The sequence below is a fragment of the Paenibacillus sp. HB172176 genome (assembly GCF_011947265.1).
In the GTDB taxonomy this organism is placed as follows: Bacteria; Bacillota; Bacilli; order Paenibacillales; family Paenibacillaceae; genus Pristimantibacillus.
The window spans coordinates 493,259-518,461 of the sequence record NZ_JAATHD010000001.1; the positions used below are offsets into that span (position 1 = coordinate 493,259).

The 25,203-nt window shown below is 53.5% G+C and carries 14 protein-coding genes; 9 read left to right on the plus strand and 5 right to left on the minus strand.

Annotated features, from left to right (window positions below; genetic code table 11):
• Nucleotides 1-273: 273 nt before the first annotated feature.
• Both HFP08_RS29650 and HFP08_RS01880 read left to right on the plus strand, forming a co-directional pair.
• The gene (locus HFP08_RS29650) at nt 274-4,173 is read left to right on the plus strand and encodes a pectate lyase family protein (protein ID WP_481856529.1); all 3,900 of its coding nucleotides are present in this window, start codon (nt 274-276) and stop codon (nt 4,171-4,173) included.
• Nucleotides 4,174-4,402: 229 nt separating this feature from the next.
• Nucleotides 4,403-5,284 (plus strand): AraC family transcriptional regulator, encoded by an 882-nt coding sequence (locus tag HFP08_RS01880; protein ID WP_168118804.1) that lies wholly within the window; start codon nt 4,403-4,405, stop codon nt 5,282-5,284.
• Nucleotides 5,285-5,354: 70 nt separating this feature from the next.
• Here HFP08_RS01880 and HFP08_RS01885 read toward each other — a convergent pair whose 3' ends face one another.
• On the minus strand, nt 5,355-6,134 hold the full coding sequence (locus HFP08_RS01885; protein WP_168118805.1) for an ABC transporter ATP-binding protein: 780 nt from the start codon (nt 6,132-6,134) through the stop codon (nt 5,355-5,357).
• 1 nt (nt 6,135) lies between these two features.
• Nucleotides 6,136-7,248 carry a FecCD family ABC transporter permease gene (locus tag HFP08_RS01890; RefSeq protein ID WP_168118806.1) on the minus strand — a complete coding sequence of 371 codons (1,113 nt, stop codon included), beginning with the start codon at nt 7,246-7,248 and terminating at the stop codon, nt 6,136-6,138.
• A 181-nt stretch (nt 7,249-7,429) separates the two neighbouring features.
• Here HFP08_RS01890 and HFP08_RS01895 point away from each other — a divergent pair, with 181 nt between their 5' ends.
• The gene (locus tag HFP08_RS01895) at nt 7,430-8,521 is read left to right on the plus strand and encodes an ABC transporter substrate-binding protein (protein WP_168118807.1); all 1,092 of its coding nucleotides are present in this window, start codon (nt 7,430-7,432) and stop codon (nt 8,519-8,521) included.
• Nucleotides 8,522-8,591: 70 nt separating this feature from the next.
• On the opposite strand, the gene HFP08_RS01900 is transcribed toward HFP08_RS01895, so the two are convergent.
• Nucleotides 8,592-9,482 (minus strand): AraC family transcriptional regulator, encoded by an 891-nt coding sequence (locus tag HFP08_RS01900; RefSeq protein WP_168118808.1) that lies wholly within the window; start codon nt 9,480-9,482, stop codon nt 8,592-8,594.
• 137 nt (nt 9,483-9,619) lie between these two features.
• Here HFP08_RS01900 and HFP08_RS01905 point away from each other — a divergent pair, with 137 nt between their 5' ends.
• Nucleotides 9,620-11,506, plus strand: a complete 1,887-nt coding sequence (locus tag HFP08_RS01905) for an ADP-ribosylglycohydrolase family protein (protein ID WP_168118809.1) — start codon at nt 9,620-9,622, stop codon at nt 11,504-11,506.
• A 154-nt stretch (nt 11,507-11,660) separates the two neighbouring features.
• Here the strand turns inward: HFP08_RS01905 and HFP08_RS01910 are convergent, their stop codons facing one another.
• Nucleotides 11,661-12,539 (minus strand): carbohydrate ABC transporter permease, encoded by an 879-nt coding sequence (locus HFP08_RS01910; RefSeq protein WP_168118810.1) that lies wholly within the window; start codon nt 12,537-12,539, stop codon nt 11,661-11,663.
• 30 nt (nt 12,540-12,569) lie between these two features.
• Nucleotides 12,570-13,517 (minus strand): ABC transporter permease subunit, encoded by a 948-nt coding sequence (locus tag HFP08_RS01915; RefSeq protein WP_168118811.1) that lies wholly within the window; start codon nt 13,515-13,517, stop codon nt 12,570-12,572.
• 173 nt (nt 13,518-13,690) lie between these two features.
• Between HFP08_RS01915 and HFP08_RS01920 the strand changes: the two genes are divergently transcribed.
• From HFP08_RS01920 to HFP08_RS01940, 5 genes are all read left to right on the plus strand, one after another.
• Nucleotides 13,691-15,442: a sensor histidine kinase gene (locus HFP08_RS01920; protein WP_168118812.1), complete on the plus strand. Its 1,752-nt coding sequence runs from the start codon at nt 13,691-13,693 to the stop codon at nt 15,440-15,442.
• Nucleotides 15,420-17,132 carry a response regulator transcription factor gene (locus HFP08_RS01925; protein WP_168118813.1) on the plus strand — a complete coding sequence of 571 codons (1,713 nt, stop codon included), beginning with the start codon at nt 15,420-15,422 and terminating at the stop codon, nt 17,130-17,132. The genes HFP08_RS01920 and HFP08_RS01925 overlap by 23 nt, the downstream gene beginning before the upstream one ends.
• 646 nt (nt 17,133-17,778) lie before the next feature.
• Nucleotides 17,779-19,518 carry a type 2 periplasmic-binding domain-containing protein gene (locus HFP08_RS01930; RefSeq protein ID WP_168118814.1) on the plus strand — a complete coding sequence of 580 codons (1,740 nt, stop codon included), beginning with the start codon at nt 17,779-17,781 and terminating at the stop codon, nt 19,516-19,518.
• Nucleotides 19,519-19,578: 60 nt separating this feature from the next.
• Nucleotides 19,579-20,706, plus strand: a complete 1,128-nt coding sequence (locus HFP08_RS01935; protein WP_168118815.1) for a SurA N-terminal domain-containing protein — start codon at nt 19,579-19,581, stop codon at nt 20,704-20,706.
• 75 nt (nt 20,707-20,781) lie between these two features.
• Nucleotides 20,782-25,155 carry a beta-xylosidase family glycoside hydrolase gene (locus HFP08_RS01940; protein WP_240941027.1) on the plus strand — a complete coding sequence of 1,458 codons (4,374 nt, stop codon included), beginning with the start codon at nt 20,782-20,784 and terminating at the stop codon, nt 25,153-25,155.
• Nucleotides 25,156-25,203 lie beyond the last annotated feature (48 nt).

A 25,203-nucleotide genomic window follows, 5' to 3' on the forward strand; every position in this document is an offset into this window, starting at 1 on the left:
CCGGGATCTGGAAATATGAGTAAATGATTGTTTCGGAAACGCTTACATTTCTGGTAAGCTGATAACGTTAGAGACCCCTCCTGGGCTTCATACCTCACGAGCAAAAGCGCGCAACGATGGACAGGGCGAAGTTTTTGAACAGGAGGTGAGAGAGGCTGCTACGTTTTTGTACTCCGAAATGAAACGCATCCCCGCCGCATAAGGACGGCGTAACCGTTTCATCTGGACCAATGCAATGAAGTTTGCTTCAAATCGAACTCAGGAGGGATTGAAGTGGGAAAAAGGGCAACAAAGGCAGCCAGTATTGTCGTATTGTTTTCTCTTGCGTTTTCTTTGATTGTCAGCAGCTTGGCTAATCCGACCGCGCATGCCGCCGATCTGTCGATTACGAACAGCGGAGGCTGGTTCGAAACGGCGTATGTGGAGTGGTCGCCAGTAAGCAGCTCGGAGGGATATAATGTATATGTGAAGCCGGCAAGCGCTTCGGACTCTCAGTATCAGCAGCTCGACAGCGAGCTTATTCGGCAATATCCTTCTTATTGGAGGGCCGATGCTGTGGGACTTGCGGCAGGAAGCTATGTCATGAAGGTTGAAGCGATGCTGTCAGACGGTTCAACAGCCAGCGCGGTGACGGGTTCTATATCCGTATCGGCCTATGACAGATCCGGATTCGCCTTTTCGGAGGATTCGCAATACGGCACCGGTTCGGGCGCCTACAATGATAATGGAACGCTCAAGGCAGGCGCTCAGGTTTTGTACATCACATCCGAAACGGCGCAGACGGTTACGCTTGATGTGAAGGTCAACAGCTCGGGCAGTCTGCAAACGGCAGTCGGGCTGGGGGATATTATGGCCTTGAGACAGAAGGGTTACGACACAACGCCTCTGGCGATTCGTTTCATAGGGCAAGTGACCGATGATGATATGAGCGGTCAACTCAACAGCAGCGGCTATCTTCAAGTGAAAGGCAAGAACAATTATTCCGAAATGAACATGACGCTTGAAGGCATCGGAGACGATGCTTATGCCTATGGCTGGGGACTGCTGCTGCGCTACACCGGCAATGTTGAGGTAAGAAATCTGGGATTGATGCTGTTCCCGGACGATGGCGTATCGATGGATACGGGCAATGTGAATGTCTGGGTGCATAATAATGACATCTTCTACGGAACGGCTGGGGGAGATTCCGACCAAGCCAAGGGCGACGGCTCTACAGACTTGAAGAAGGGCTCGACCTACATTACGATATCGTATAATCACTATTGGGATTCAGGGAAATCTTCATTGGTCGGTCTCAGCGAATCTTCAGAGTTTTTTGTCACCTTCCATCACAACTGGTTCGATCATTCGGACTCCCGTCATCCCCGCATCAGAGTAGCCTCTGTCCATGTGTACAATAACTTCTATGATGGCATTTCAAAATACGGCGTGGGCGTCACGACAGGAGCATCCGCCTTTGTAGAATCCAATTACTTCCGGCATACGAAAAATCCGATGATGAGTTCCTTGCAAGGCACTGACGCCTTGGGAGACGGCACCTTCTCGGGCGAAGACGGAGGCATGATCAAGGCCTACAACAATATTGTTGTTGATGCCGCAAGCTTGATTTACGCCAACTCCAATGACGGAACGACTTCGGCTAACGCCACTTCCTTCGATGCTTACCTGGCATCATCACGAAATGAAACCGTTCCAAGCTCCTATAAAGCATTAGAAGGCGGAACCGCCTATAACAACTTTGACACCAGTGTCGATACAGGAGTAGATGCTGCTGATGTTGACAGCGTAAGCAACGTGGAGCAAGTTGTTACGGCGAATGCCGGACGTCTGGAGGGCGGCGACTTCGCATGGACATTCAATGATTTAGTGGACGACACTTCATATGCGCTGAATGCGGCGCTCATGTCGCAAATTCAGAATTATACAACCTCGCTTGTCTCCGTTGGGGGGAACTCGGAGCAGACTGATCCGGTCGACCCGTCGGAAACGCCGGCTCCGACCACAACGCCGACTCAGACGCCTGACCCAACGGCAACATCAACTCCTTCGCCAACGGAATCCTCATCCCCGACGGCCGGAGAATATATTCAGAACTTTACCACGGATGGCAAATCAAGCGACTTCTTCACGATTTCAGGCAACCTGTCCACCTCTAAAGGTACGGTGCAATACAATGGCTTGACGCTTACGCAATGCTTGAAGATTGAGAGCTCCACAAGTATTGCGTTCACGACTGACGCGGCTTCAACGCTAACCTTGGTATTCAATTCGGATAACGGCAAAGAAATTAAGGTTGACGGCACAAGCTACGCGATGACGAACGGCATTGTGAGCGTCTCGCTGGAATCCGGCGCGCATACCATTACCAAGGACGACAGCATCAATCTCTACTATATGAAGGTAGCAGTTGAAGGAGGAGCGACATCAGCGCCAACGACTACGCCGACGGCAACTCCGGCCCCGACCGCAACGCCGGCACCAACGCCAACGGCAGCACCGACCGCAACGCCGACATCAGCGCCAACTGCAACTCCGGCTCCGGTGTCCGGAACGCTCTATGTCGCTCCGAACGGATCGGACAGCAATGACGGAACTTCGATTGGCAGCCCGATCACGCTAAGAGCAGCCATAACCCGCGTAGCCGATGGCGGCACGATCTATATGCGCGGCGGCACCTATACGTTCGATTCCACCGTCATTATCAACTATGACAACAACGGCAGCTCGACCAGCAATCGCAAGAGCCTGGTTGCCTACGGCGACGAGAACCCGGTTCTGGACTTTTTCGCCGAGCCCTTCGACAGCACGGCCAGAGGACTGCAAATTTGGGGCAGCTATTGGCTGATCAAGGGACTGGAGGTCAAGGGAGCGGGGGATAACGGTGTCTTTATCGGAGGCAATTATAATCGCATCGAGGATGTGGAAACCCATCATAATCGCGATACAGGGCTGCAGATCAGCCGTTATGCCTCATCGCTAGACGATATTAGCGAGTGGCCGAGCTACAACGAAATTATTAATTCTTACTCGCATGACAATTATGACCCTGATAACGGCGAAGATGCGGACGGCTTTGCAGCCAAGCTGACGATCGGCCCCGGCAACGTATTCGACGGCTGCATCTCGGCTTATAACACCGATGACGGCTGGGATCTATACACGAAATCCGAAACCGGTCCTATCGGCGAAGTGACCATCATGAACAGCGTGGCGCATCATAACGGCCAAACATCGGAGGGCAGCACAACGACGGACAGCGATGGCAACGGCTTCAAGCTTGGGGGCGATAAAATAGCGGTGAACCACACTGTCATTAACTCGGTGGCGTACGCTAATAAGAAGCATGGCTTCACCTACAACAGCAATCCGGGTTCCATCACGCTGATCAATAATACTTCCTATGATAATGGCCAGGATCAAGGCAGCAACTTTGCCTTCGACAGCGGCTCGCATCAGTTCACGAACAATCTCTCTTATATCGCATCTTCGAGCGATAAGACCAGCGGCACGGATGTGGGGAACTCAAACGTCTGGTGGAAAAATGGCGAAAGCACGAACACGGACGGACTCGAAGCCAGCTCAGCGGATTTCGTCAGCCTGACGCCGACGATAACCCGCAACGCGGACGGCTCGCCGAATCTGGGCAACTTCTTGAAGCTGGCATCGGGCAGCGATTTGTTGGGCGCCGGCGTGGGCGGCGAGAATCTTGGCGCAGACCTGTCGGGCTCGGCTTCAAACCCGGACCCGACGCCAACACCGACGCCGACTACAACACCAACACCGACCGCAACACCGACCGCAACGCCTACTGCAACACCGACGCCAACCTCCAGTCCGACTGGCGTGGTTGTGCAGAACTTTACTGCAGATGGAAAGGACAGCGATTTCTTCGATATTCAGGGGAATCTCTCTACCTCGAAGGGAACCGTGGTATATGAAGGATTGACGTTAACGCAATGTCTGAAAATCGAAAGCACGACCAGTATTGCCTTTACGACTACGGAAGCTGCGGCTTTAACCCTGGTCTTCAATACGGCTGACGGTACGGAAATCAAGATCGACGGAACAAGCTACGCCATGACGGACGGCATCGTCACCGCTTCGCTTGCGGCAGGTTCGCATACGATTACCAAGGATGATGTGACGAATTTGTATTATATTCGGCTGGAATAAGTCACATGAACGCGTAATAAAGTTTAACGAGAGCTGTCTTCGCATGCTGCAAAGCATGCGGAAGGCGGCTTTTTATACGCTTGTTCAATCATTTTCGCAGCTTGGGATATAATTAGGAAACGAAGCAGCTTGGATGGATAAGCAAACCGTCACCCTGCGCATTCGTGCATGGAAAGTCGGATGCGCTTCAAAGATTCCTGTTAATGTAATGGCAAGGAGGTCGGGGACAATGGCAATGCTGAAGGCTATGAATGAGGCGATGCATTATATTGAAGAAAGTCTCGCAGGCGAGATCGATATGAAGGAGGCAGCACGCAGGGCGCACTGCTCGGAGTATCATTTTACGAGGATGTTCTCGTTTCTCGCGGGCGTTACGCTATCCGAATATATCCGCCGGAGACGGCTCACTCAAGCGGCTTTCGAGCTGCGAGGCAGCGAGACGAAGGTCATCGATATTGCGGTCAAATACGGCTATAGCTCGCCGGATGCGTTCACGCGGGCTTTCCAACAGCTGCATGGCGTTACGCCGTCTGAAGCCAGATCAAGCAAGCATGCTTTGAAAGCCTACCCCATGATGACCTTCCAATTAACCATTCAAGGAGGAAGCGAAATGAATTATCGGATCGTAGAGAAGGAAGCCTTTCATATCGTCGGCTTGATGAAGAGGGTTCCCATCGTATTTGAAGGCGTGAATCCGGAGATTGCCGCGATGTGGGGAAGCTTGAGGGAGGATCGAATTGCGAAACTGAAAGGCATGTCGAATGTGGAGCCAAAGGGCATCATTAGCGCTTCCGCCAATTTCTCGGAAGGCAGAATGGAAGAGAAGGGCGAGCTTGATCATTATATCGGGGTTGCCACAACGGAGGAAGGCTCGGAAGAGTTTGCGAAGCTGGAGGCAGCGGCATCGACATGGGCGGTGTTCGAAGCAGTCGGACCGTTCCCGGCAACACTTCAAAATATTTGGGGACGCATCTACTCCGAATGGTTCCCATCCTCGAATTATGAAATTGCCGAAGGTCCGGAGATATTGTGGAACGAGGGGAAGGATACGTCGTCTCCGAACTATAGAAGTGAGATTTGGGTGCCGATAAAAGCAGCCGGACAGCCGTGATGCGGGTATTAATTATACTTGTTCAGCCTGTATAAGCTATCCCTTTAGCTCAGGCGCGATGAACATGCAGTTAGGTTAGGGACGAGGCCTCGGTCAAATAAGCAATGGCGAGCTCACCGTTGACGGGATTGGTATATACCTCGCAATCGACTTCAAATACATCCGCGACGATTTTCTTGGTAATGACGTCGCGCGGAACGCCATCCGCTACGATGCAGCCTCCTTTGACGATATACAGATAGTCGCAATATTTCGCAGCCAGCGAGAGGTCATGCAGCGCCGCCAGAACGCCGATGTCGAGGGCTCTGACTATATTCAGAATTTGCAGCTGATATTTGATATCGAGATGATTGGTCGGTTCGTCCAGCACGAGAAACTTCGGCTGCTGGGCAAGCGTGCGGGCAAGAATGACGCGCTGCTTCTCTCCGCCTGACAGGGAGAGAAAGCTTCGCTCGGCATAGGTATCCATCCCGACTTGTCGAAGCGCTCGCTCGACAAGTTCGTGGTCAGCGGCATTGTCGGCATCCAGCATGCGTTTATGCGGCGTTCTTCCCATCAGGACCATGTCCCGGACGGTAAAGTCGAAGCTAAGCTCATTGAATTGCCCGACCACCCCCATCAATTGCGCGACCGCCTTGGGAGATGCGCGGAACAAATTCATATCCGCGAGCTTCGCTTCGCCGCTATCCGGCTTCAGGACCTTATAGATGCTCTTGAGCAGCGTGGACTTGCCGCAGCCATTCGGGCCGATGAGGCCGACGAATTGCTTGCTTCCCACCTGAAGAGACAGGTCTCTGACGATATGCGCTCGGCCAATCGAGATCGATAAGTCCTTTACTGACAGTTCCATATTATTTCCCTCCGAATTCATAGCCTTTTCTGATCAGCATGTACATGAACAGGGGCGCGCCGATTAGCGCTGTAAGGATGCCGATGGGCAGTTCCGACTTGGGCACGATCGTGCGGGCGGCTACATCCGTCCAGACGAGGAAGATGCCGCCAATCAAGATGGAGGTTGGCATTAACCGGCGATGATCGGAACCGACAAGTCCCCGGACGATATGGGGAATGATCAGTCCCACGAAGCCGATCGTGCCGCAACTGGCGACCAGGACGCCGGTAACGCCGGCAGTAAGAATCAAATAAATTCTGCGATAGGCGAATAGATTAACGCCTAGCGTGACGGCCGCTTCTTCGCCGAGCAGCATCGTATTGAGAATTCGGAATTGCAGCAGAAATAATAGAACGGCCAGGCCGGTAACAACGGCGACAAGCGGAAGCCGGTCCCATTGCGCGGCGGCCAGGCTTCCCATCGACCAGAAGGTAACGGAGCGGATGCCCTCGGCATTGTTCGCAATATATATAATAAAGTCGGTAAAGGCGGTACAGAGCGCATTGATGACCATCCCCGATAACACAAGCTTGACCGACGACATCTTGCCGCCGAGACCCGCCAGCATCAGAACCAGCAAGGATGCGCCGAATGCGCCGGCGAATGCCCAGAAGGCAAGGCCGAGTTGACCGAGTATGCCTGCTGTGCCGAAGCCGATCAGGATGGAGAAGGTTGCGCCAAGCGATGCGCCCGATGATACGCCAAGAATATACGGATCCGCCAGCGGATTCTGGACGGAGGCTTGCATAATCGTGCCGCACATGCTGAGACCCGCTCCGACAAGCAAAGCGAGCAAGACGCGCGGGAAGCGTATATTCCATATAATGCTGGCGCTTGGCCCCGATACCAGGCTCTGGGGATCGCCAATCTGAATGCCAGTTAGTTGATAAATCAGAATACGGTAAGAATCGGAAATGGGAATATCGACCTGACCGAGCGCGACGGCAATGCCGACTGAAGCGATCGCGACAGCGATAAGAGCAAGTTGGAAGAGCAGGAAGCCGGTACGGCTTGCGATAAGCGATTCCTTGCGAATGGCTGGCTGATTCGCAGCCGGTTGAACAGTTGACATGGAGCAGCAGATCCTTTCGAATAGCAAGAGAAATCAAGACTCATTCAGCATAATCGATAATGAGAATCGTTGTCAATTATTTTGTAAACCTATTGACAGAGGGAGGTGGTTCGGTGATAATGATAAACATTATCAATAACAAACAATCCAACAGGATAAGAGAAAGGGAGTTTTATTGGCTATGCGTTACAGAAATCGGCTTCATCAATCATTCGTCATGATTGCGCTTCTCGTGATCTGTCTGGCGGCATCGGCATGTTCGTCCAACAGTAACGGCAATACGAATACGGAGAATACGACTTCGCCGACGGCTGCGGAAGGAACAACTGCCGCTCCAGAATCAACAGAGTCTGCAACGGGCGGAAAGACGGTTTATCCGCTTGTTATCTCGAACTATACGTTGAATAGCGACGCCGAAGAGCCGAAGGCGAAAAATCAAACCTTCGAGAAAGCGCCGGAGCGGGTTGTAGCGAATACGCAGCCGGTTGCGGAGCTGCTTATCAAGCTGGGACTGACCGATAAGCTGGTTGGCGTAGCTGCCTTGAACGGAGCGGGAGATCCTGAGGTTTCCCCGGAGGAATTCGCCAAGATTCCGGTGCTGTCGGAAGGATATGTCAGCAAAGAACCGGTCGTTGGCGCCGATCCCGATCTCGTTATCGGGCGCGGCGGACTGTTCGGAGACGCGGATTGGGGCGTGGGCTCGGTAGATGCTCTGAACGACCTGGGAATCGCGACCTTCGTGAACAGCACCAGCTTGCAAGGCGCGACGCTTGACAGCTTATACAAGGATATCGAGGAGATTGGGCAAATCTTCGATGTGCAGGACAATGCGGCGGCGCTGATCGACAAGCTGAAAACGCGTACGGCGGAGCTGAAGGATACATACAGCGATGGCGAAGCGTTGAAGTTCGCAATCATTAACGACAATGGAAACGGCGGTATCAGTGTGGACAGCGGGTCGCATGATTCGTTTCAGCATGACGTGCTCGGACTTATTAATCTGAACAATGCGTTCAGCGATGTGGAGGGCTACGAGGTGAGCATTGAGCAATTGGTTGCCGACAAGCCGGATGTGCTGCTCCTCTCCTATTATACAGGTGCGCCGGATACTGCGAAAACGATTGAAAATGTATATGCCAACCCGGCGCTGCAGGATGTGCCGGCAGTCAAGAATAAGAAGATCTTTGTCATCGACTTCAACGCGTTCTGGGGCTTTGGCGATCAGATCGTCGGAGCAGTGGAGAAGCTTGCGAAGGAGCTTTACGGAAAATAATTTTTGGAGATCTTCAATCGGGAAAAGGGCTGCGCCATTTGGCGCAGCCCTTTCTCTGCATGCAGTTGGCTCATTCCGGCTGTTGACGGTTACGAAAGTGCTGCGGCGACACGCCTTCGAGGCTCTTAAAGACGCGACTGAAGTAGAAGGGGTCCTGAAAGCCGATGGCCTCGGCTATTTCTCCGACGCTCTTATGCGAATGAAGCAGCAGATACTTCGCTCTTTGAATACGCAATTGATGAACGTATTGGACGATGGTGGTGTCGGCGTATTTCTTGAACACCTGGCACAGATATTCATATTTCCGATCAATGGCGGACTCCAGCTTGCTCTTCGATACGTCTTGCTCATAGAAGTTGTTCAGATAATTCACGAGCTTTCGATAGGTGATGAACGAAGTCGTGAAGGAGGTTTCATGATGGCTCTGCTCCAGGAAATCTGTTGCGATCAAACGCAGAATCTCGCCAAGCAGCAACGTCTGGTGGTAGCGGAAATAGCCCTTGGGCGTATTGGATTCCGTCACCAACTGCTCGAACAGTTGAAGCAGCTCGAAGCGTCGGCGCGACAAATGCTGCTTCGGAATCACGATCAAATCATCATGACTGGCCAATTGTGTGCGCAATTCCGTCTTCTCCGCATGGACGGAATTAAGTCCGGGCGGATGAGCGGACTGAAAGGGCATAATGTCGGGTGAGCAGGAAAACTGCGTCCAGAAAAACTGTCCCTGCTGCTGGCCGTGGTTCCAGCCGGTATGCGGCTCCCAGGGCAGCAGCAGCAAGGATTCCCCTGTATGAAGCTCATATCGCTTCTCGCTTGCGGCAATACGTACCGTCCCCTCCATCGCCACGATTAATTGATAGAAGGGATTATAATGCTGCCAGCGGAATGAGGGATCGTTGGCGTTATAGAGATCGGCCCATCTGACATCGAGCGCTGATAAGCGGGATAAGGAATAGTGCATGTCGGCCTCCATGATCCGTTGGTTCGGATATCTTAAGATTGTTCATGGCTTCCGGAGCGGCAGCAGTTCTATAATGAGCTTGCAAACCGGAGGCTGTTCAGCACTTATTATATCAAAAACGACGGAGGAATGAATTGATGAAGACATGTATATTGAATGAGCGCGATTATTATCGAAGAGTGTATGGAGGCTGGCTTGGCAAAAATATTGGCGGAACGCTTGGAGCGCCGGTCGAGGGCAAGAAGGAGCTGCTGTCGCTGGACTTCTATCCGGTGCTGCAGGACGGACCGCTTGAGAATGACGATCTGGATCTGCAGCTTGTCTGGCTTCATGCGCTGGAGCAATACGGCCCGAAGCTGACGAGCAAGGAGCTGGGGCAGGAGTGGCTGGAGCATGTTTTCTTCCCGTTCGATGAGTACGGTTACGCGCTGACGAATCTGCGTAGAGGCATTACGCCGCCGCTCGCCGGTCAATTTAATAATCCGTTCACGAATTGCATGGGTTCGCCAATCCGCTCCGAAATCTGGGGCATGGCTTCGCCAGGCGCGCCGCATGTGGCCGCTCATTATGCTTATCAGGATGCGGTGGTCGATCATGCGGGGGGCGAGGGCGTATACGGCGAGATGTTCTTCGCCGCCATTGAAAGCGCCGTCTTCATCGTGCAGGATCGCGATCGCCTGATTGAGATTGGCATGTCGTATATTCCGGCGGAGAGCCGGACGACGAAGGCGCTGCGCGACCTGCTCCACTGGCACAAGGAGGGCAAGAGCTGGCTTGAGGCGCGCGAGCTGATCTTGAAGCATCATGGGGACGATAACTTTACGGATGCGCCGCAAAATATCGCGTTCACCATACTTGGCTGGCTGTACGGGGAAGATTTCGAGGATGCGATTCTGAAAGCAGTGAACTGCGGCTATGATACGGATTGCACAGCGGCGACGCTTGGCGCGATTCTGGGGATGATCTCAGGCCCTGAGGGCTTGCCGGAGCGATGGGTCAAGCCGGTTGGCGACCGCATCGTCGTCAGCGCGCCGATCAAGGGCTTCCCGGCGCCCGCCAATCTTGATGAGCTGACGAAGCGGACGATTCGCATGGGCAAGCATGTGCTTGCCGCGTGGGATACCGATATTATTGTGCATGACCAGCTCGCTACAGATCTGACCGGCATTATAGCGGAGACCAGTGACGCTGTGCGAGAATTATGGGAACGGAACGCATCGGTCGATCGCAGGCTTCTTCCCGCGAATTCGATCGAGCCGCTCGGACTCGAGCTGCGAATTGACTATGGAAGCGGAGGGCCGGCTATCTCGCGCGGTCAGCGGAAGCGCGTCAGTGTTGAAGTCATTAATCATTCCCTGACATGCTGGAGAGGAACGGTTGCGCTTGAATGTCCAAGAGAGTGGGAGGAAACGACCGCTCAAGACATGTTGCTGGAAGCGGGAGAATCGTCGGTATTCGAATGGGAAGTCGTTATGAATGGCGGAGCGGCTCCTTCATACGAGCTGACGCTAATCGTGAACAGAGAGCATGACGGCGCATTGTGGGCGTCTTGCAAGGAGCGGCTCGCTTTAACGGCGGCATCGGAATGGACCGTGTGGGGACCGGGAGCCGAGGCTGACTCTGGCGGGACGAAGGCTGTCTTCGGCGGCAATCGCATCGAGTGGGAGAACGTCTTGCCGAACGAGGGAGACGGCGTTTATCGGGCGCAGACGCGGCTATGCAATCCGGTCGAGCGCAGGCTGCGGCTAATAACGGCTTCGAGCGGCCTCGTCTCTGCATCGCTGAACGGCCAGACAATCATTGATTGCGCTGAGAAGGAGGAATTCATGCCTGCTTATCATCGCGCGCCGAAGAGTCAGTCTGCAGAATTGACGCTTCCGGCAGGTCAGCACGAGCTGGAGATTTCCGCGCAGCGGGACGGCGAGCCGCTTATGGTCTATGTATTGCCTGTCGCGGTGCAGAAGACGAAGCAGCCGGGTCCGTTCTACTATTATACAGACATGTTATTCCTGAATGAGGAGTAGTCGAGCGCTTAGGGATCGCATGCAGCTGCAGCTTGTCAATTTCAGCTTGTCACAGTTACAGGAATGATTGAATTCAGCAATGCTCCTGTTGATTCGCTTTAAGAAGACCGCCTTCCTTCATCAGGAAGAGCGGTCTTCTCGTCTTTTCTCATTGTTACTCCTTCACCGACCCCATCACAATCCCCTTCACGAAGAAGCGCTGCAGGAACGGGTAGACCGCCAGAATAGGCAGCATCGCGATGAAGATTTGCGCCGCCTTGACGCTGCGATTGGAGAGCTGCTCCAGATCCTCGAAATCGATGCCGGTCTTGCTGAGATCGAGCGCGACGACGATGGTCTGCAGCAAAGTGGCCAGCGGCCACTGCTCCGGGGAGCGCATATACAGCATGCCGTCGAACCAGTTGTTCCAGTGCCCTACCATGGTGAACAAGGAGAGCGTGGCTATCGCTGGCATTGAGATAGGCAGATAGACGGAAGCGAGAATGCGGAAGGACGTGGCGCCGTCCATTGTTGCGGCCTCGTCAAGCTCCTTCGGAAGCGCACGGAAGAAGTTCATCATGAGAATAATATTCCATACATTCAGCAGATGCGGAATAACATAGACCCAGAACGAGCCGACGAGCCCGATCTTCTGAACGAGCAGATAATGCGGAATGAGGCCTGCGTCGAAAACCATGATGATTAGAAAAAACCATACATAAAAATTGCGAGGCTTGAAGTCGATGCTGCTTCGAGACAACGGAAAGGCCGCCAGGACAGTAACGGCCATCGCCATCACGGTTCCGATCAAGGTACGCAGAGCGGAAATTTCAATGGCGTGCATGAAGTTGTCGTTTCCGAAGGTCTTCTCATAGCTTTCCAGATTGAAGTCTATCGGGAAGAAGGTGACGAGATTCGCTTCGGCTGCAGCCTTGCCGCTAAGCGAGACGGCAAATATATGCAGCATGGGCAGCACGCAGAGCAGCGATACGACAATCAGAATGAAGACATTGCTGTAGTAAAAGGCTTTGTAAGTCGGATTTTTATAGTACATGGATGGTTGACCTCCAGCAGATTATTCGAGCTAAAACACACGGTAATTCGTCCACTTGTAAGCGCAATAGTAGCCTCCGCCGATAAGAATGAAGCCGATCAGAGATTTGAACAGCCCGACGGCCGCCGCTAGACTGTATTGGCCGCCTTGAAAATTGCGGAAGACGAAGGTATCGACGATATCGCCCTTCTCCAGCACCAGCGAATTGATCAGGTTATAGATCTGATCGAAATTCGCGTTCAGCATGTTGCCGAGCGACAAGGTGAAGACGACAACCATGATCGGCAGCAAGGAAGGCAAGGTAATGTGGACCGTCTGCTTCCATCTTCCGGCGCCGTCGATTTCGGAGGCCTCATACAGATCCGGATTAATGCCGGAAAGCGCGGCCAGGAAGACGATGGCGGAGAAGCCGAATTCCTTCCACAGATCGCTGACGATGACGGTCGTACGGAACCAGCCAGCGTCCCCAAGGAACATGATTGGATCAATATGCAGCGCGGTAAGCAGCCGGTTCACAATGCCCTCGAGGGAGAGCACGTCTAACAGTATGCCTCCCAATATGACCCAGGACATGAAATGGGGCAGATAGACAAAGGTCTGGACGGAGCGCTTCAGTCCCATATTACGGATTTCGTTGAGCATAAGCGCGAAGGTGACCGGTATGGCGAGTCCGAACAAAATCTTCAGCACGGAGATGATAAGCGTATTCCAGATGACCTGCACGGAGCCGTGCATCGTGAAGATCAGCTTGAAGTTATCCCAGCCGACCCAGGCGGAGTCGGCCAGTCCGATCCATGGCTTGAAGTCCTGAAACGCCATAATAATGCCGGGCATCGGAGCGTATTTGAACAGGAGCGCCGACAGGAAGGCGGGCAGCAGCATCACATGCAGCCTCCAATTTTTGCGGAAAGGCATCGTCTTTTTCTTTTTGACTCTTGCCGGCGATTTGGCAGATGATATAATGGCCGTATTCTTCATTTTTTTCCTCCTCTGGACTTTCATGCCATAGATGCCGTTATGTCAGCGTCTTGCATTTGGGTCTTCCATACAGCCGCGTGCTGTACTATCATTCATTCTAAGCTCGGGAGTCATTCTTTGTGTAGAATACATATTCAAGATCGCTGTCATTATCTTAAGGGGGGCTATAATCGGTGAAGCGGAACAGACCCATTTTCCTCAGAATCAATCTTGTCATCCTCATTTTGTTGATTCCCGCCGTCATTCTGTACACCTATTTCAGCAGGACAAGCCTGCAGGTCATTGACAGGCAAATGTCGGATTACAACGAGAGTCGGCTCCTGTTCCTCAAGAGCCAGATCGAATCGAATGCCGATCGTTTGTCATTCTCGTCGAGCGTGCTCGCGCGCGATTCGTCCATTCTGGATTTGCAGCTCAGCATTCTGACCAAGGACTATTACGCGATGATCGATTACCAGACGCAGGTGAAGGAGAAGCTGTATCTTCAGAGCCTGTCGAGCACCTGGGCGAACACGCTGTCCGTCTATTTGCCGGACATCGAGACGCGAATTTCGACCAATCCGAGCGACGGCTTCAGCACGAGCGACCTGGTCGCGGCGGATAACGGGAGATGGATCTTTCATCCCGGAGACAATGAGGCCAGCTCCTATTACCAGCTTTTCATCTGGGATCCATATTTCTCGAAGAACAGCGGTCAGTCGGTTAATGCCGTCTACGAAGTACGGTTCGGGCTCGACAATATTCGCAAGATGCTGCAGCATTATCAGCTCGAAGGCTCAGGAAATTGCTTTCTTCTGACGAGCTCCGGCGATGTCATTTCCAATAGCGAGTCGGGAGATGCTGGATACGGAGAGGCGAAGACAGCGCTGCTCGGCGAGAATCTGGGAAATCTCGGACATTTGAATATCGAGCTTGACGGTCAGAAGAGCTATGCAAGCTATGTGTGGCTGCCGGGGCTGGACGCCTGGCTCATCGATTACGCTCCGCTCAGCGTATTTCACGCGCCGATTATCGACAGCCGGAATTTATTTTATATCTCCATGCTTGTTCTTATTATTCTGGGCTTTGCCGCCTCGTGGCTGCTCTATCTGCAGGTGCAGAAGCCGATATCGTACATTATCAGGGGGTTGAAGCATTTCGAGATGGGAGATTACGGCTATCGAATCGGCAAGCGCTTTCACAATGAATTCGACTATATGCTGCAGCGATTCAATGATATGGGGAAGGAGATTCAGCATCTGGTCCAAAATGTATACGAAGAACAGAACCGCTCCAGGCTGGCTACGCTGAAGCAGCTGCAATCCCAGATCAACCCGCATTTTCTGTATAATTGCCTCTCGTTTATAGCAGGCTGCGCCAAGGTTGGACATACGGATACGATCAAGGAGATGGCTTATCATCTCGGCGGCTATTACCGCTATACGACAAGAGTCGAGAATCAGATGCCGCTGCTGAAGGAGGAGGTGGAGCTGGTGCGTCATTATCTGCAAATCTACTCCTATCGACTGGAGCGGATCGACTTCGAAATCGCTATTGGGGACGATATGCTGGATGAGCCGATCATGCGGCTTATTTTGCAGCCGGTTGTGGAGAATGCGGTGATGCACGGCGTCGAGCCCACGCCGGGGAAGGGATTCATTCTGGTCACGGGAATGCGGGAAGACGGCTGGATGCTCCTTCGAGTCGAGGACAGCGGCGGCGGAATGACCGCGTCCGAAATCGAGGCTTATAAGCGGCGATTGGAACAAGGGCTGGACGAGAATGTGGGCTGCGGGCTATGGAACGTCAATCAGCGGTTAAAGCAGAGATTCGGAGAAGGATCGGGGATCGAGATCGGGCCGTCGAAGCGTCTGTCCGGTTTATGCGTAACGCTGAGATGGAAATCAGAGAGGAGCAATGAGGATGCTGCAGCTATTGCTGGTTGACGATGAACCGATGATTTTGCAAAGCATGGTCGCGAACGATTGGAGCTCGATTGGTGTGGAGAATGTCTATCAAGCCGCTTCAGGATTGGAGGCCGCGGAGCTGCTGGAGAAGACGCCGATCGATATTGTCGTGACGGATATCCGCATGCCCGGCATGAACGGCTTGCAGCTGTGCAAGCATATTCATGAGAAATATCCGCGCACCAAATGCATCCTGTTGTCGGGCTATGGCGAATTCGAATACGCGCAGCAAGCGATCAAGTACGGCACGGTGAACTATCTGCTGAAGCCGATCAAAGACGAGGAGCTTATGGGGGAGGTGTCGCGAGTCCGGTCGCTCATCCAGAAGGAATGGGAGCAGGTCGGTTCCATCGAGAAGGCGAGGCAGACGCTTCATGAGCATCTGCCTCTGCTGAGATCGAACATGCTTCATGAACTGCTCTCAGGCGTATCTCTGTCCAGGCTGGAGCTTGGCGAGAGGCTGGAAGAATATGAATTCCCCTTCGTTATCGGGAAGAATTGCGCATTGATGCTGCTCCGGCTGGAGGAAGGCTTCGGCGGTTCCTCGGAGGCTTCGACGCTCTATGAGTTCGCCGTTCACAATATCGCTTGCGAAATTTTGGAGGCGGACTATAACGTATGGACCTGCAAGGATTCTTTCGGATATATGTGCATTCTGCTTCAGGAGAAGGAAGGAGAAGCAGATAGAGGCGGTGGTCAGGATGCTGATAGACATGCTGATACAGAAGACGATAGAGAACGAGAGGAAATAGGGATGTCCGAGAGAGTGGCGTTGGATACAAAGCCAAACGATTCTTTCCATAAAACGCTGGACAAAGCGGTTCACGAGCTGCAGCTCAAAATAACGGCGCTGCTGAAGGGCGGCCTGTCCGCGCTGATTAGCGGTCGCGGCCCATTTCCCGATCAGCTTGCGGAGCTGTACCGCAAATCGTTGAATGAATTCCGCAAGGTGCCTCGGAGCGATCGAGGCGTTATTATCCGCTCCATGGAGCCGCGCGCGCAATCGAAATCGCTGGACGCTCTATACAGTCCGCCGGGCTTCCAACAGCTCCTCGAAGCCGGCAGATGGACGGATGCCAGGGCGAAGATCGAGGCCGTGTTCGAAGAGATGGGAGAGAAGAAGCTGGACAGCGAGGAGCATATGAACGAAGTGGTCTATACGCTGATGAACGCCTTTTATTATATCGCGCACATGCAGGGCAAGACGCTGCTGGAGCTGTCGGGATGGGAGGCGCATATGGCCGCGGATCCCCGTGTGTTCACCCTGCCCGAGCAGGTGATGGAATGGGCGGACAGGGCTCTCCAGAGCATGGAAGCGGGAAGCATCCGCGAGAGCAGGGACGGCAAGAATCAGCTCATCTCGACCATTCACCGTTATATCGAGGAGCGCATCGCCGATGACGTGTCGCTGCAGACGATCGCCGATTTCGTCGGCCTGCATCCGGTTTATCTGTCTTCGCTTTACAAACAGGAGACGAAGGAGAATATTAGCGATTTCATCATGAGATACCGAATGGAGAAGGCGGGGCTGCTGCTGCGCACGACAGATATTAAGATTTATGAGCTTTCGACTCAACTGGGGTTCCAAAACCCTCCTTATTTCAGCAAATTATTCAAGCGATATTACCAGATGACGCCGCAGATGTACCGGGAACGGCATTTGGGCTGAACTCCAGGAACGCCATTTCGTCATCCCTTCTCTATATTGTGGACAAGCCAGGAGCCCAGTTTTTGGCGGATGCACACGAGCGGCAGTCGCAACGGACCGTAGGTACGCTAATTCAGCAAAATAAGCAATTTTGATGATTTCGCGGACACAGATGACGTTATATGCGAGAAAGCAGCAGTTTCAGGGTGCCTTTTGAGGAAATAGCGTCACCTGTGTCCGCCAAAGTGAATAAATCCCGTATTTTTCAGAAATAGCGTCCTCTGTGTCCGCTTGTTTATTTCTCGTCTGATATGGAGGATCTATCTTTGCTCCTACTTATCGCTGTCGTCCAGAGATACGTTGCCGTTGGCGTTCTTTGATAAGGATCCCGTCAAACTGCGGTCGGCAGCAAGTGTAAAAACATCCATGGCCTTATGACGGCACTCGGAAGGGGGCGCGCGGTCATCCGCAAGTGTTGTCCCTTATCAGTGCTTGGAATTCACCGGAATGAAACGCGCCCAGTCAGAGGATGGCTGAGCCGCTTCATCTTAAACCTTAACAAATTGCTACATCATCTTAAAACTTTATCTCTTACGGGGGCTATTAACGCTGTAATAAGATTAGGAGGCAGCAATAACAGTCCAAAAAGGGAGGATCTGAAATCAATATGAGCAAAAAGATGATGATGCTGGCGCTTGCGGTCATTATGTTATTCTCGATCGCAACCGCTTGCTCGAACAACACGAACAATGGAAATGGTGCGAACGCTCCGGGCAATGGAGAGGCTTCCGCATCCGACAAGCCCGCCGAGCAAACGCAGGCGCCGGATCCGAAGGAAGAGGACAATGCCGAAGCGATTCGCAGCGGCACGTTCAAGTTCGACCCGCCAGTCACCATTACGACGGTGAAGGCGACGGACTCGACCATGAAATTCAAGAATGGCGAGACGATGGAGAACAACGTTCATACGCAGTGGGCGCATGATGAGCTCGGCATCGACATCAAGACGCTGTGGCAGGTGCCCGGCGAGCAGTTTAACACGAAGATCAGGCTGATGCTGACGGCGAAGGAATCGTTGCCGGATGTTATTACCACTCAAGATATGACCTTGCTCGACGAGCTGATTCAATCCGGTCAATATCGCGACATTACAGCCGATTTCGAGAAATACGCTTCGGATAAGGTGAAAGGCATCTACAACTCGAATGAGCTGAACTGGAGCCAGGTTACCTATAACGGCAAGAAGATGGCGCTTCCGAATTTCGCGAATGCGGGAAATGATAACGCTGTCATGTGGATCAGGCAGGATTGGCTCGACGAGCTTGGCCTGGAGGCGCCGAAGACGTTCGAGGACCTCGAGAACGTTATGCAGGCATTCCTCGATAAGAAGCCGGGCGGGACGGATAATATTATCCCTCTGGGAGCGAGCCTCGGCTCCGGCGGCTCCTCGCCGAATCCGTTCACCTCGTGGCTTGGAGAAACCTCATGGGTATTCGGAGCCTACGGCACAATTCCTTATCAGTGGCTGGAGAAGGACGGCCAACTCGTGCACGGCTCGGTTCAGCCGGAGATGAAGGACGGTCTCGCGAAGCTGAAGGAATGGTATGACAAAGGCTATTTGTCGCAGGAAGCGGGATTGCATGATGAGAACAAATTGGCCGAATTGATCATGCAAGGACGCGTAGGTATCGTAGTAGCGCCTTACTGGATGGGCGGTTGGCCGACCTCTGATCTGAAGAAGAACGTGGAAGGCGCTTCGATGCAGCCATATCCGCTGCCTACGTTGAACGGCAAGGCCGCGGCCCGCGACACGACGTACCTGCGCGGCGGCATGCTGGTGAAGAAGGATTTCGATCATGTGGACGCCTTGTTCCTCTATCTGAACCGCATCTTCACGATTGTCAACGCTGAGGTGGGAAGCGAGTTCGAGAACGGCTGGTACAAGGATTATGATTACACGATCCTGCCGGATGGCACCCGATCGACGGACGAGAAGGATATTCCAGGGGGCAAGGTCGGACCGGCCAAGTATGTGTTGATCGAGCCGAAGGATCCATTCTCCGGGCTAGGCATGCTCGCCGAGATCAGTCGAGGCAAGACGCCGAGCACTCCGGCCGAGGAGAGAGCGGCCACAGGCATTCCGGAAAATTTGAAAGCGGCGGAAATCGTGGATGACGGCTGGAAAGAGGGCATTTATGTGCCGCAGGCCTACACCGGCGCCAATACACCGACGATGCAGTCGAAGGGCGGCATTCTGGTCAAGCTGGAGGGCGACACCTTCATCGGCATGATCTACGGCAAGAAGCCGCTCGACGATTTTGACAAATTCGTGGAGGAATGGAAGAGCCTCGGCGGCAATGACGAGATCAAAGAAGTGAACGAGTGGTATCAGAAAACGAAGAAATAGAATAGCTGGAGTCGGCCCGCTAATTGCAGCGGGCCGATTAAACAAAAGGAGGAGAAGCGGATGAGGCTAAGATGGAGATGGGTGCTTGGACCCTCTGTTGCAGCACTCCTTCTGGCAGGAGCGGCCGGTTATCCTGCAATAACCGGCTATGCTTCGGAGCCGGCTGTTGTCGCCGAGGTGAACGGCAGTTCGATTGCCTCTGCGGAATTCGAGAAGGAGCTTCGAAGGCAGCGTGCTTCGGTGATCGACTATTTCCGCCAGACATACGGACTGGAGTACGATAAGACTTTCTGGGAAACGAGCGTGAACGGCGAGAATCCGCTGGAGCTTGTGAAGCAGCGGGCTCTGGATCAGCTTGTGGCGAGAAAGGTTGAGCTGGCGTTAGCCGAACGTGAAGGGTTGATTGAGGGGAGCTCTTATTCAGATTTGCTCCGCGAGCTGAAGGAAGAGAACAAACGTCGACAATTGGCGGTAGAGGAGAATCAGGCGATTTACGGTCCTGTGCGTTTGGATGAAGACGCTTTCACCCCTTATTATATGAGCAATTTGAGGAATGCGCTGAAGGAGAAGCTGTCTGATGCAGAACTGCAGTTGTCGGAGGAGGAGTTGGAGCAAAGGGTTGAGCAGGCTGAAGCTGTAATGTCTGGAGCATTGGATGAGATCGCCTTCCAGAAGCTAAGTGTTTCATACAGGGACGGGCAGGAGGGTAATGAAGGCGCGAAACAGTCGAAGCAGGATGCGGAAAAGCAGCTCAAGGCGATGAAGCGGCTGGCCGAGGAACGGCTTTTTGCGATTAAGCAGTTGCTGGAGGACGGCATGGAGCCTGCGGAAGCGATCAAGCAAGAGGGAATCGAAGGAGATGAACTCGAAATTCGCTACACGGAAGAGAAATTCGGCGAGGGAACGGCGGGCATGTACTTCAAATCGCAGCCTGCTCTGTTTGCCATGCTCGAAGGAGATTTGGAAGAAGGAGAGCTCAGTCCTGTATTCGAGGAAGCCGCAACCGGCGAGTTTGTCCTCGTTAAGATAATCGGGAGGAAAGAAGGCGAGGCGGAAAGCTCCGGGGAGCTGGAGCAAGCGACGAGGAACAGCTACAGGGATGAGGCTTATTTGGCTTATCTGAAGAGATTAATCGATAACGCGCATGTGGAGATCGTTGAAGACTCCTGGAAGAGCATCAAGCTTTAACGAGGCGGTGCCATTTTTAGAAGCTCTTATTGAAAACGTTTACTTAAAATGAAGGAGGCTATTCATGTGAGTACGATGAAGAGGTTTAGACTGGTGAGCATGCTTCTCGCTATTGTTCTGCTCGCGGCGAGCGTCGCGGGAGGAGCCGGATCGGCGACCGTTCATGCGGCGGCAGGCACGGTGTATTATGTGGATTCGCTGGGGGGAGACGACAGCTCCGCAGGAACATCGCCTGGAGCGGCCTGGCAGACGCTGGACAAGGTGAACGGCACCGTATTCCAGCCGGGCGACCAAATTCTGTTCAAGGCGGACGGCGTATGGACAGGCACGCTATCCCCGCAGGGCTCGGGAGTCGAAGGCAGCCCCATTCTGATCGATATGTACGATGACGGCGAGAAGCCGCTAATTGCGGGCGCTGGCGCGGATGCGGCTGTCTATTTCTATAATCAGGAGCAGTGGGAGGTTCGCAATCTGGAAATTACGAACGACGCGGCGTCCCCGGCGGTGCGCAGAGGCATTCATGTCGACGGAAGCAGCGGGACATGGACCAATCCGAAGGTATACAAGCATTTCGTGTTCGAGAATCTGGAAATTCACAATGTGAAGGGGAATGTATCTTCCGACTATGCCCACAACGGCGGGATTATCGTCTGGGGGACGAACTGGGATTATCATGTCGCGGATGTTGCGGTGCGGAACAACGACATCTACGCAGTGGACAGCGTCGGCGTCTACATCTACGGCGCGCAGAAGCAATATTCCTACGGCTTCGAGGTGACGGACAACGTCATCCATGACATCGCCGCCGACGGCGCGTTCATTCTGGACACGACGGAAGGGCTGATCGAGAATAATGTCGTGTACGACACCCATGTCAGAGCGAGCGGCTACCATGTGCCGCTATGGGTATTCTCGAGCAAGGATTCCGTCATTCAATTCAATGAGGTGTACAACACGGGGCCGGGCGGAGACGCGATGGCGTACGATGCCGACTACAAGAGCGACGGTACGATCATTCAATACAATTACAGCCATAACAATGCGGGCGGAGCCTTCCTCGTGGTGAATGACGGAACGGTCGCCAGCAACGCCAACACGAATACGACGATTCGGTACAACATCAGCCAGAATGACAGCGGCGCCGTTTTCAACTTCAGCGGCACGCCGGATACGACGCATATTTATAACAATACCGTCTATCTGCCCAGCTATTCGAACGCCAAGGTCGTCGATTATTTGAACTGGGGCGGCTATGCCAAGAATACGTATTTCACCAACAACATTATCTACAATTTGGGCTCCGGGGGATATAACTTCGCCGGCAGCACCAACAACGTGTTCGAGAACAATGTGTTCTACGGCAATCATCCTTCAAGTGAACCGGCAGATCCTTATAAAATAACCTCGGATCCGCTCCTCGCCTCCCCTGGCTCGGGCGGCATCGGCAAGGACACGGTCATCGGCTATCAACTGCTGAACACCTCGCCGGCAATTGGCGCGGGTCAGGTTATCGCGGACAATGGAGGACGCGATTATTTCGGCAATGCGGTAGCGGCGAGTACAGCTCCGAATATTGGCGCATACGAAGGAGCGGGACTGGATCCGAACAACCTGCCGCCGCTGCCCGAGCCGCCGCAAGCGGATAATCTGCTGCAGAACGCGGGATTTGAAACCGGCGATTTCACCAACTGGCCGATTCACTACAACAGCGCGACGGTCGAGAGCGGCAACGCCAACTCCGGCAGCTACGCCGCCAAGCTGACGGGCGCGACGGCGGGCGCGGAGCAGACCGTCTCCGGTCTGTATCCGAATACGATCTACAAATTGTACGCATACGGCAAGAGCGTAAGCGGCGGCGACGCGGTATTCGGCGTGAAAAACTACGGCGGCTCCTCCAAGGATGTGCATATTTCGGGTACGTCGTATTCCCGCAAGGAGATTACGTTCACAACCGGCTCCGACAGCACAAGCGCGGTCATCTATCTCTACAAAGGCGGCGGCAGCGGCGATGTCTTCTTCGACGACTTGGAGTTGATCCAATTCAGCGCCGCGCCGGGCGGACCGACCGGACCCGTGTTCACGGAAGGCTCGGATGACGAATTCGACGCGGCGGCGCTTGATCCGCAATGGAATTGGATTAGAGAGAATGAGACGAATTGGTCGTTGAGCGCGAATCCCGGCTCCATGCGCATTATAAGCGAAGCGGGAGATATCGTGGACGGCGGGGCAACCGCACGCAATATATTGCTTACCGGGGCGCCGGACGGGGATTTCGTAATCGAGACGAAGATGGACGGCAAGCCTTCCTCTCAGTGGTCGCAAGGCGGATTGATCGTGTACGTGGATGATACGACTTATTTCCGCATGACCAGACTGTACGGCTCCGGCAACCAGATTCAATTCACGAAGCAGATTAACTCGGTCAGGGAGCATGTTGAAATCGCAGATCCGGTTGCATCGACGGAGCTGTACATGCGCATCGTAAAATATGGCGATACGTACAGCGGCTATTATTCGGCGGACGGCGTGGATTACACGCAGGTATGGACGACGCAGACGGCCTCACTTTCCGACATCAAGATTGGACTTGTCGTATGCGCGGGCACGGGACTGACGGCCGATTTTGATTATTTCCATATTAATCAAGACAACATCGATCCGCCGCCAACACCGACGCCGACGCCGACACCGACCGCAACACCGATACCGACGGCAACACCGACCGCGACGCCGACACCGACAGCAACACCGACACCGACGGCAACACCGACGCCGACCGCGACGCCAACGCCGACACCAACAGCGACGCCGACGGCAACGCCAACGCCGACACCAACCGCGACACCGGCGCCGGGCAGCAATCTTTTGGGAAATCCGGGCTTTGAGACGGGTGACTTCACAAGCTGGACCTCGCATTTCAATCAAGCTTCGATTTCGAGCTCGAATGCGAGAACGGGCAGTTATGCGGCGAAATTGTCCACGCAATACGGAGGCATCGAGCAATGGCTGCATGGACTCACGCCGAATACGACCTACACGCTGTCGGCATGGGTCAAGGCCGTAGACGGCGGCTCCGGCGAATTCGGGGTGCGCAATTTCGGCAGCTACGAGCGCAATGTATACGTACATGACACCGATGTGGATTATGTTAAGAAGGAATATACCTTCACGACAGGAAGCACGAACACCGCCGCGACGATATTCATGTACAAACGCTCGGCCGACGGCGAGGTCTATTATGACGATTTCGAACTGATACAGGTAAGTCCTGCGCCAACATCATCGACAATGCCGACACCGACGCCAACCGCGACACCAACACCGACCTCGACGGCAACACCAACCGCGACGCCGACTCCGAGCGCCACCTCGAGTCCTTTGGCCTGGGATATTATCGATGATGGAATGGAGGCTTACGGAGACGGCTGGAGCACAACCGGTTCCGGCGGTTCAGTCACACAGCAAGCTGATTCTGTAAAGGTCGTGGACGGCACAACGAGCCATTTCTTCATGATCAAGGATGATTTCACGCCGCCGACCGGCGCCTTTACCTTCGAGATTAGAGCCAAGGCGGGCGCGGCCGGCACCAAGAACGAGATTACCGCAAGAAGCGGCCTGTACAATATATCCCTATTCCTGCCTTACGGCGTCTCTGGAGCGGCGCAAGACAGAGAGAGCAGTCCAACGAAGACGTTCTCGCTCGATACGACGATTTATCATACGTATAGAGTCATCGTGCATACGGATTATACCTATGATTTGTACGTCGACGGGGGCTTGGCATGGAGCGGAGCCGCGAGCAGCGGGAACGGAACCGATATTCTGAAAATCGGGGGAAGCGCGAACAATGGAATTACGGCAAATCTGGTAGTGGATACCTTCAAGATGGGCAATGGCGAGATGCTGCCGACTGTCCTGAATGCGGCGCCCGTATTTATGCCAATCGAAGATCAGACGGTGAAGGAAGGGAAGAAGCTGGAGCTTGCCATCCAAGCGGTGGATGGGAATGAAGACGCGATTGCCTACAACGCGCTTCAACTTCCTGAAGGCGCCGACTTCAATCCTGCGACAGCGATGTTTACCTGGAAGCCGGGCTTCACGCAAGCCGGCGTCTACACTGTCACTTTTGTCGCTAATGACGGCGAGCTGGAGACAACCGAAGAAGTGACGATTACCGTCCAGAATGTTACGATTTTGGATCTAATCAAGGAATTAATCGGCTTTATTCAAGAGCATCTTGATTCCACTGCGCAAAGCGCCTTTACATTCAAGCTGCTGAATATATCGGACAAAATAATGAAAGGAAACAGCAATGCGGCGCTTAATCAATTGCAAGCTTTCGAGAATAGCGTGGAGACGCAACGAGGCAAAAAGTTAAACGACGAACAAACGGATCTGCTGCTTCAGCTCGCAACCGAACTTGAGGCTGTCATAAAGCAAACGGAATAAAGTCACATGAATCCGCTCCGGCAGTCAGATTCAACCATTTTGAATCCG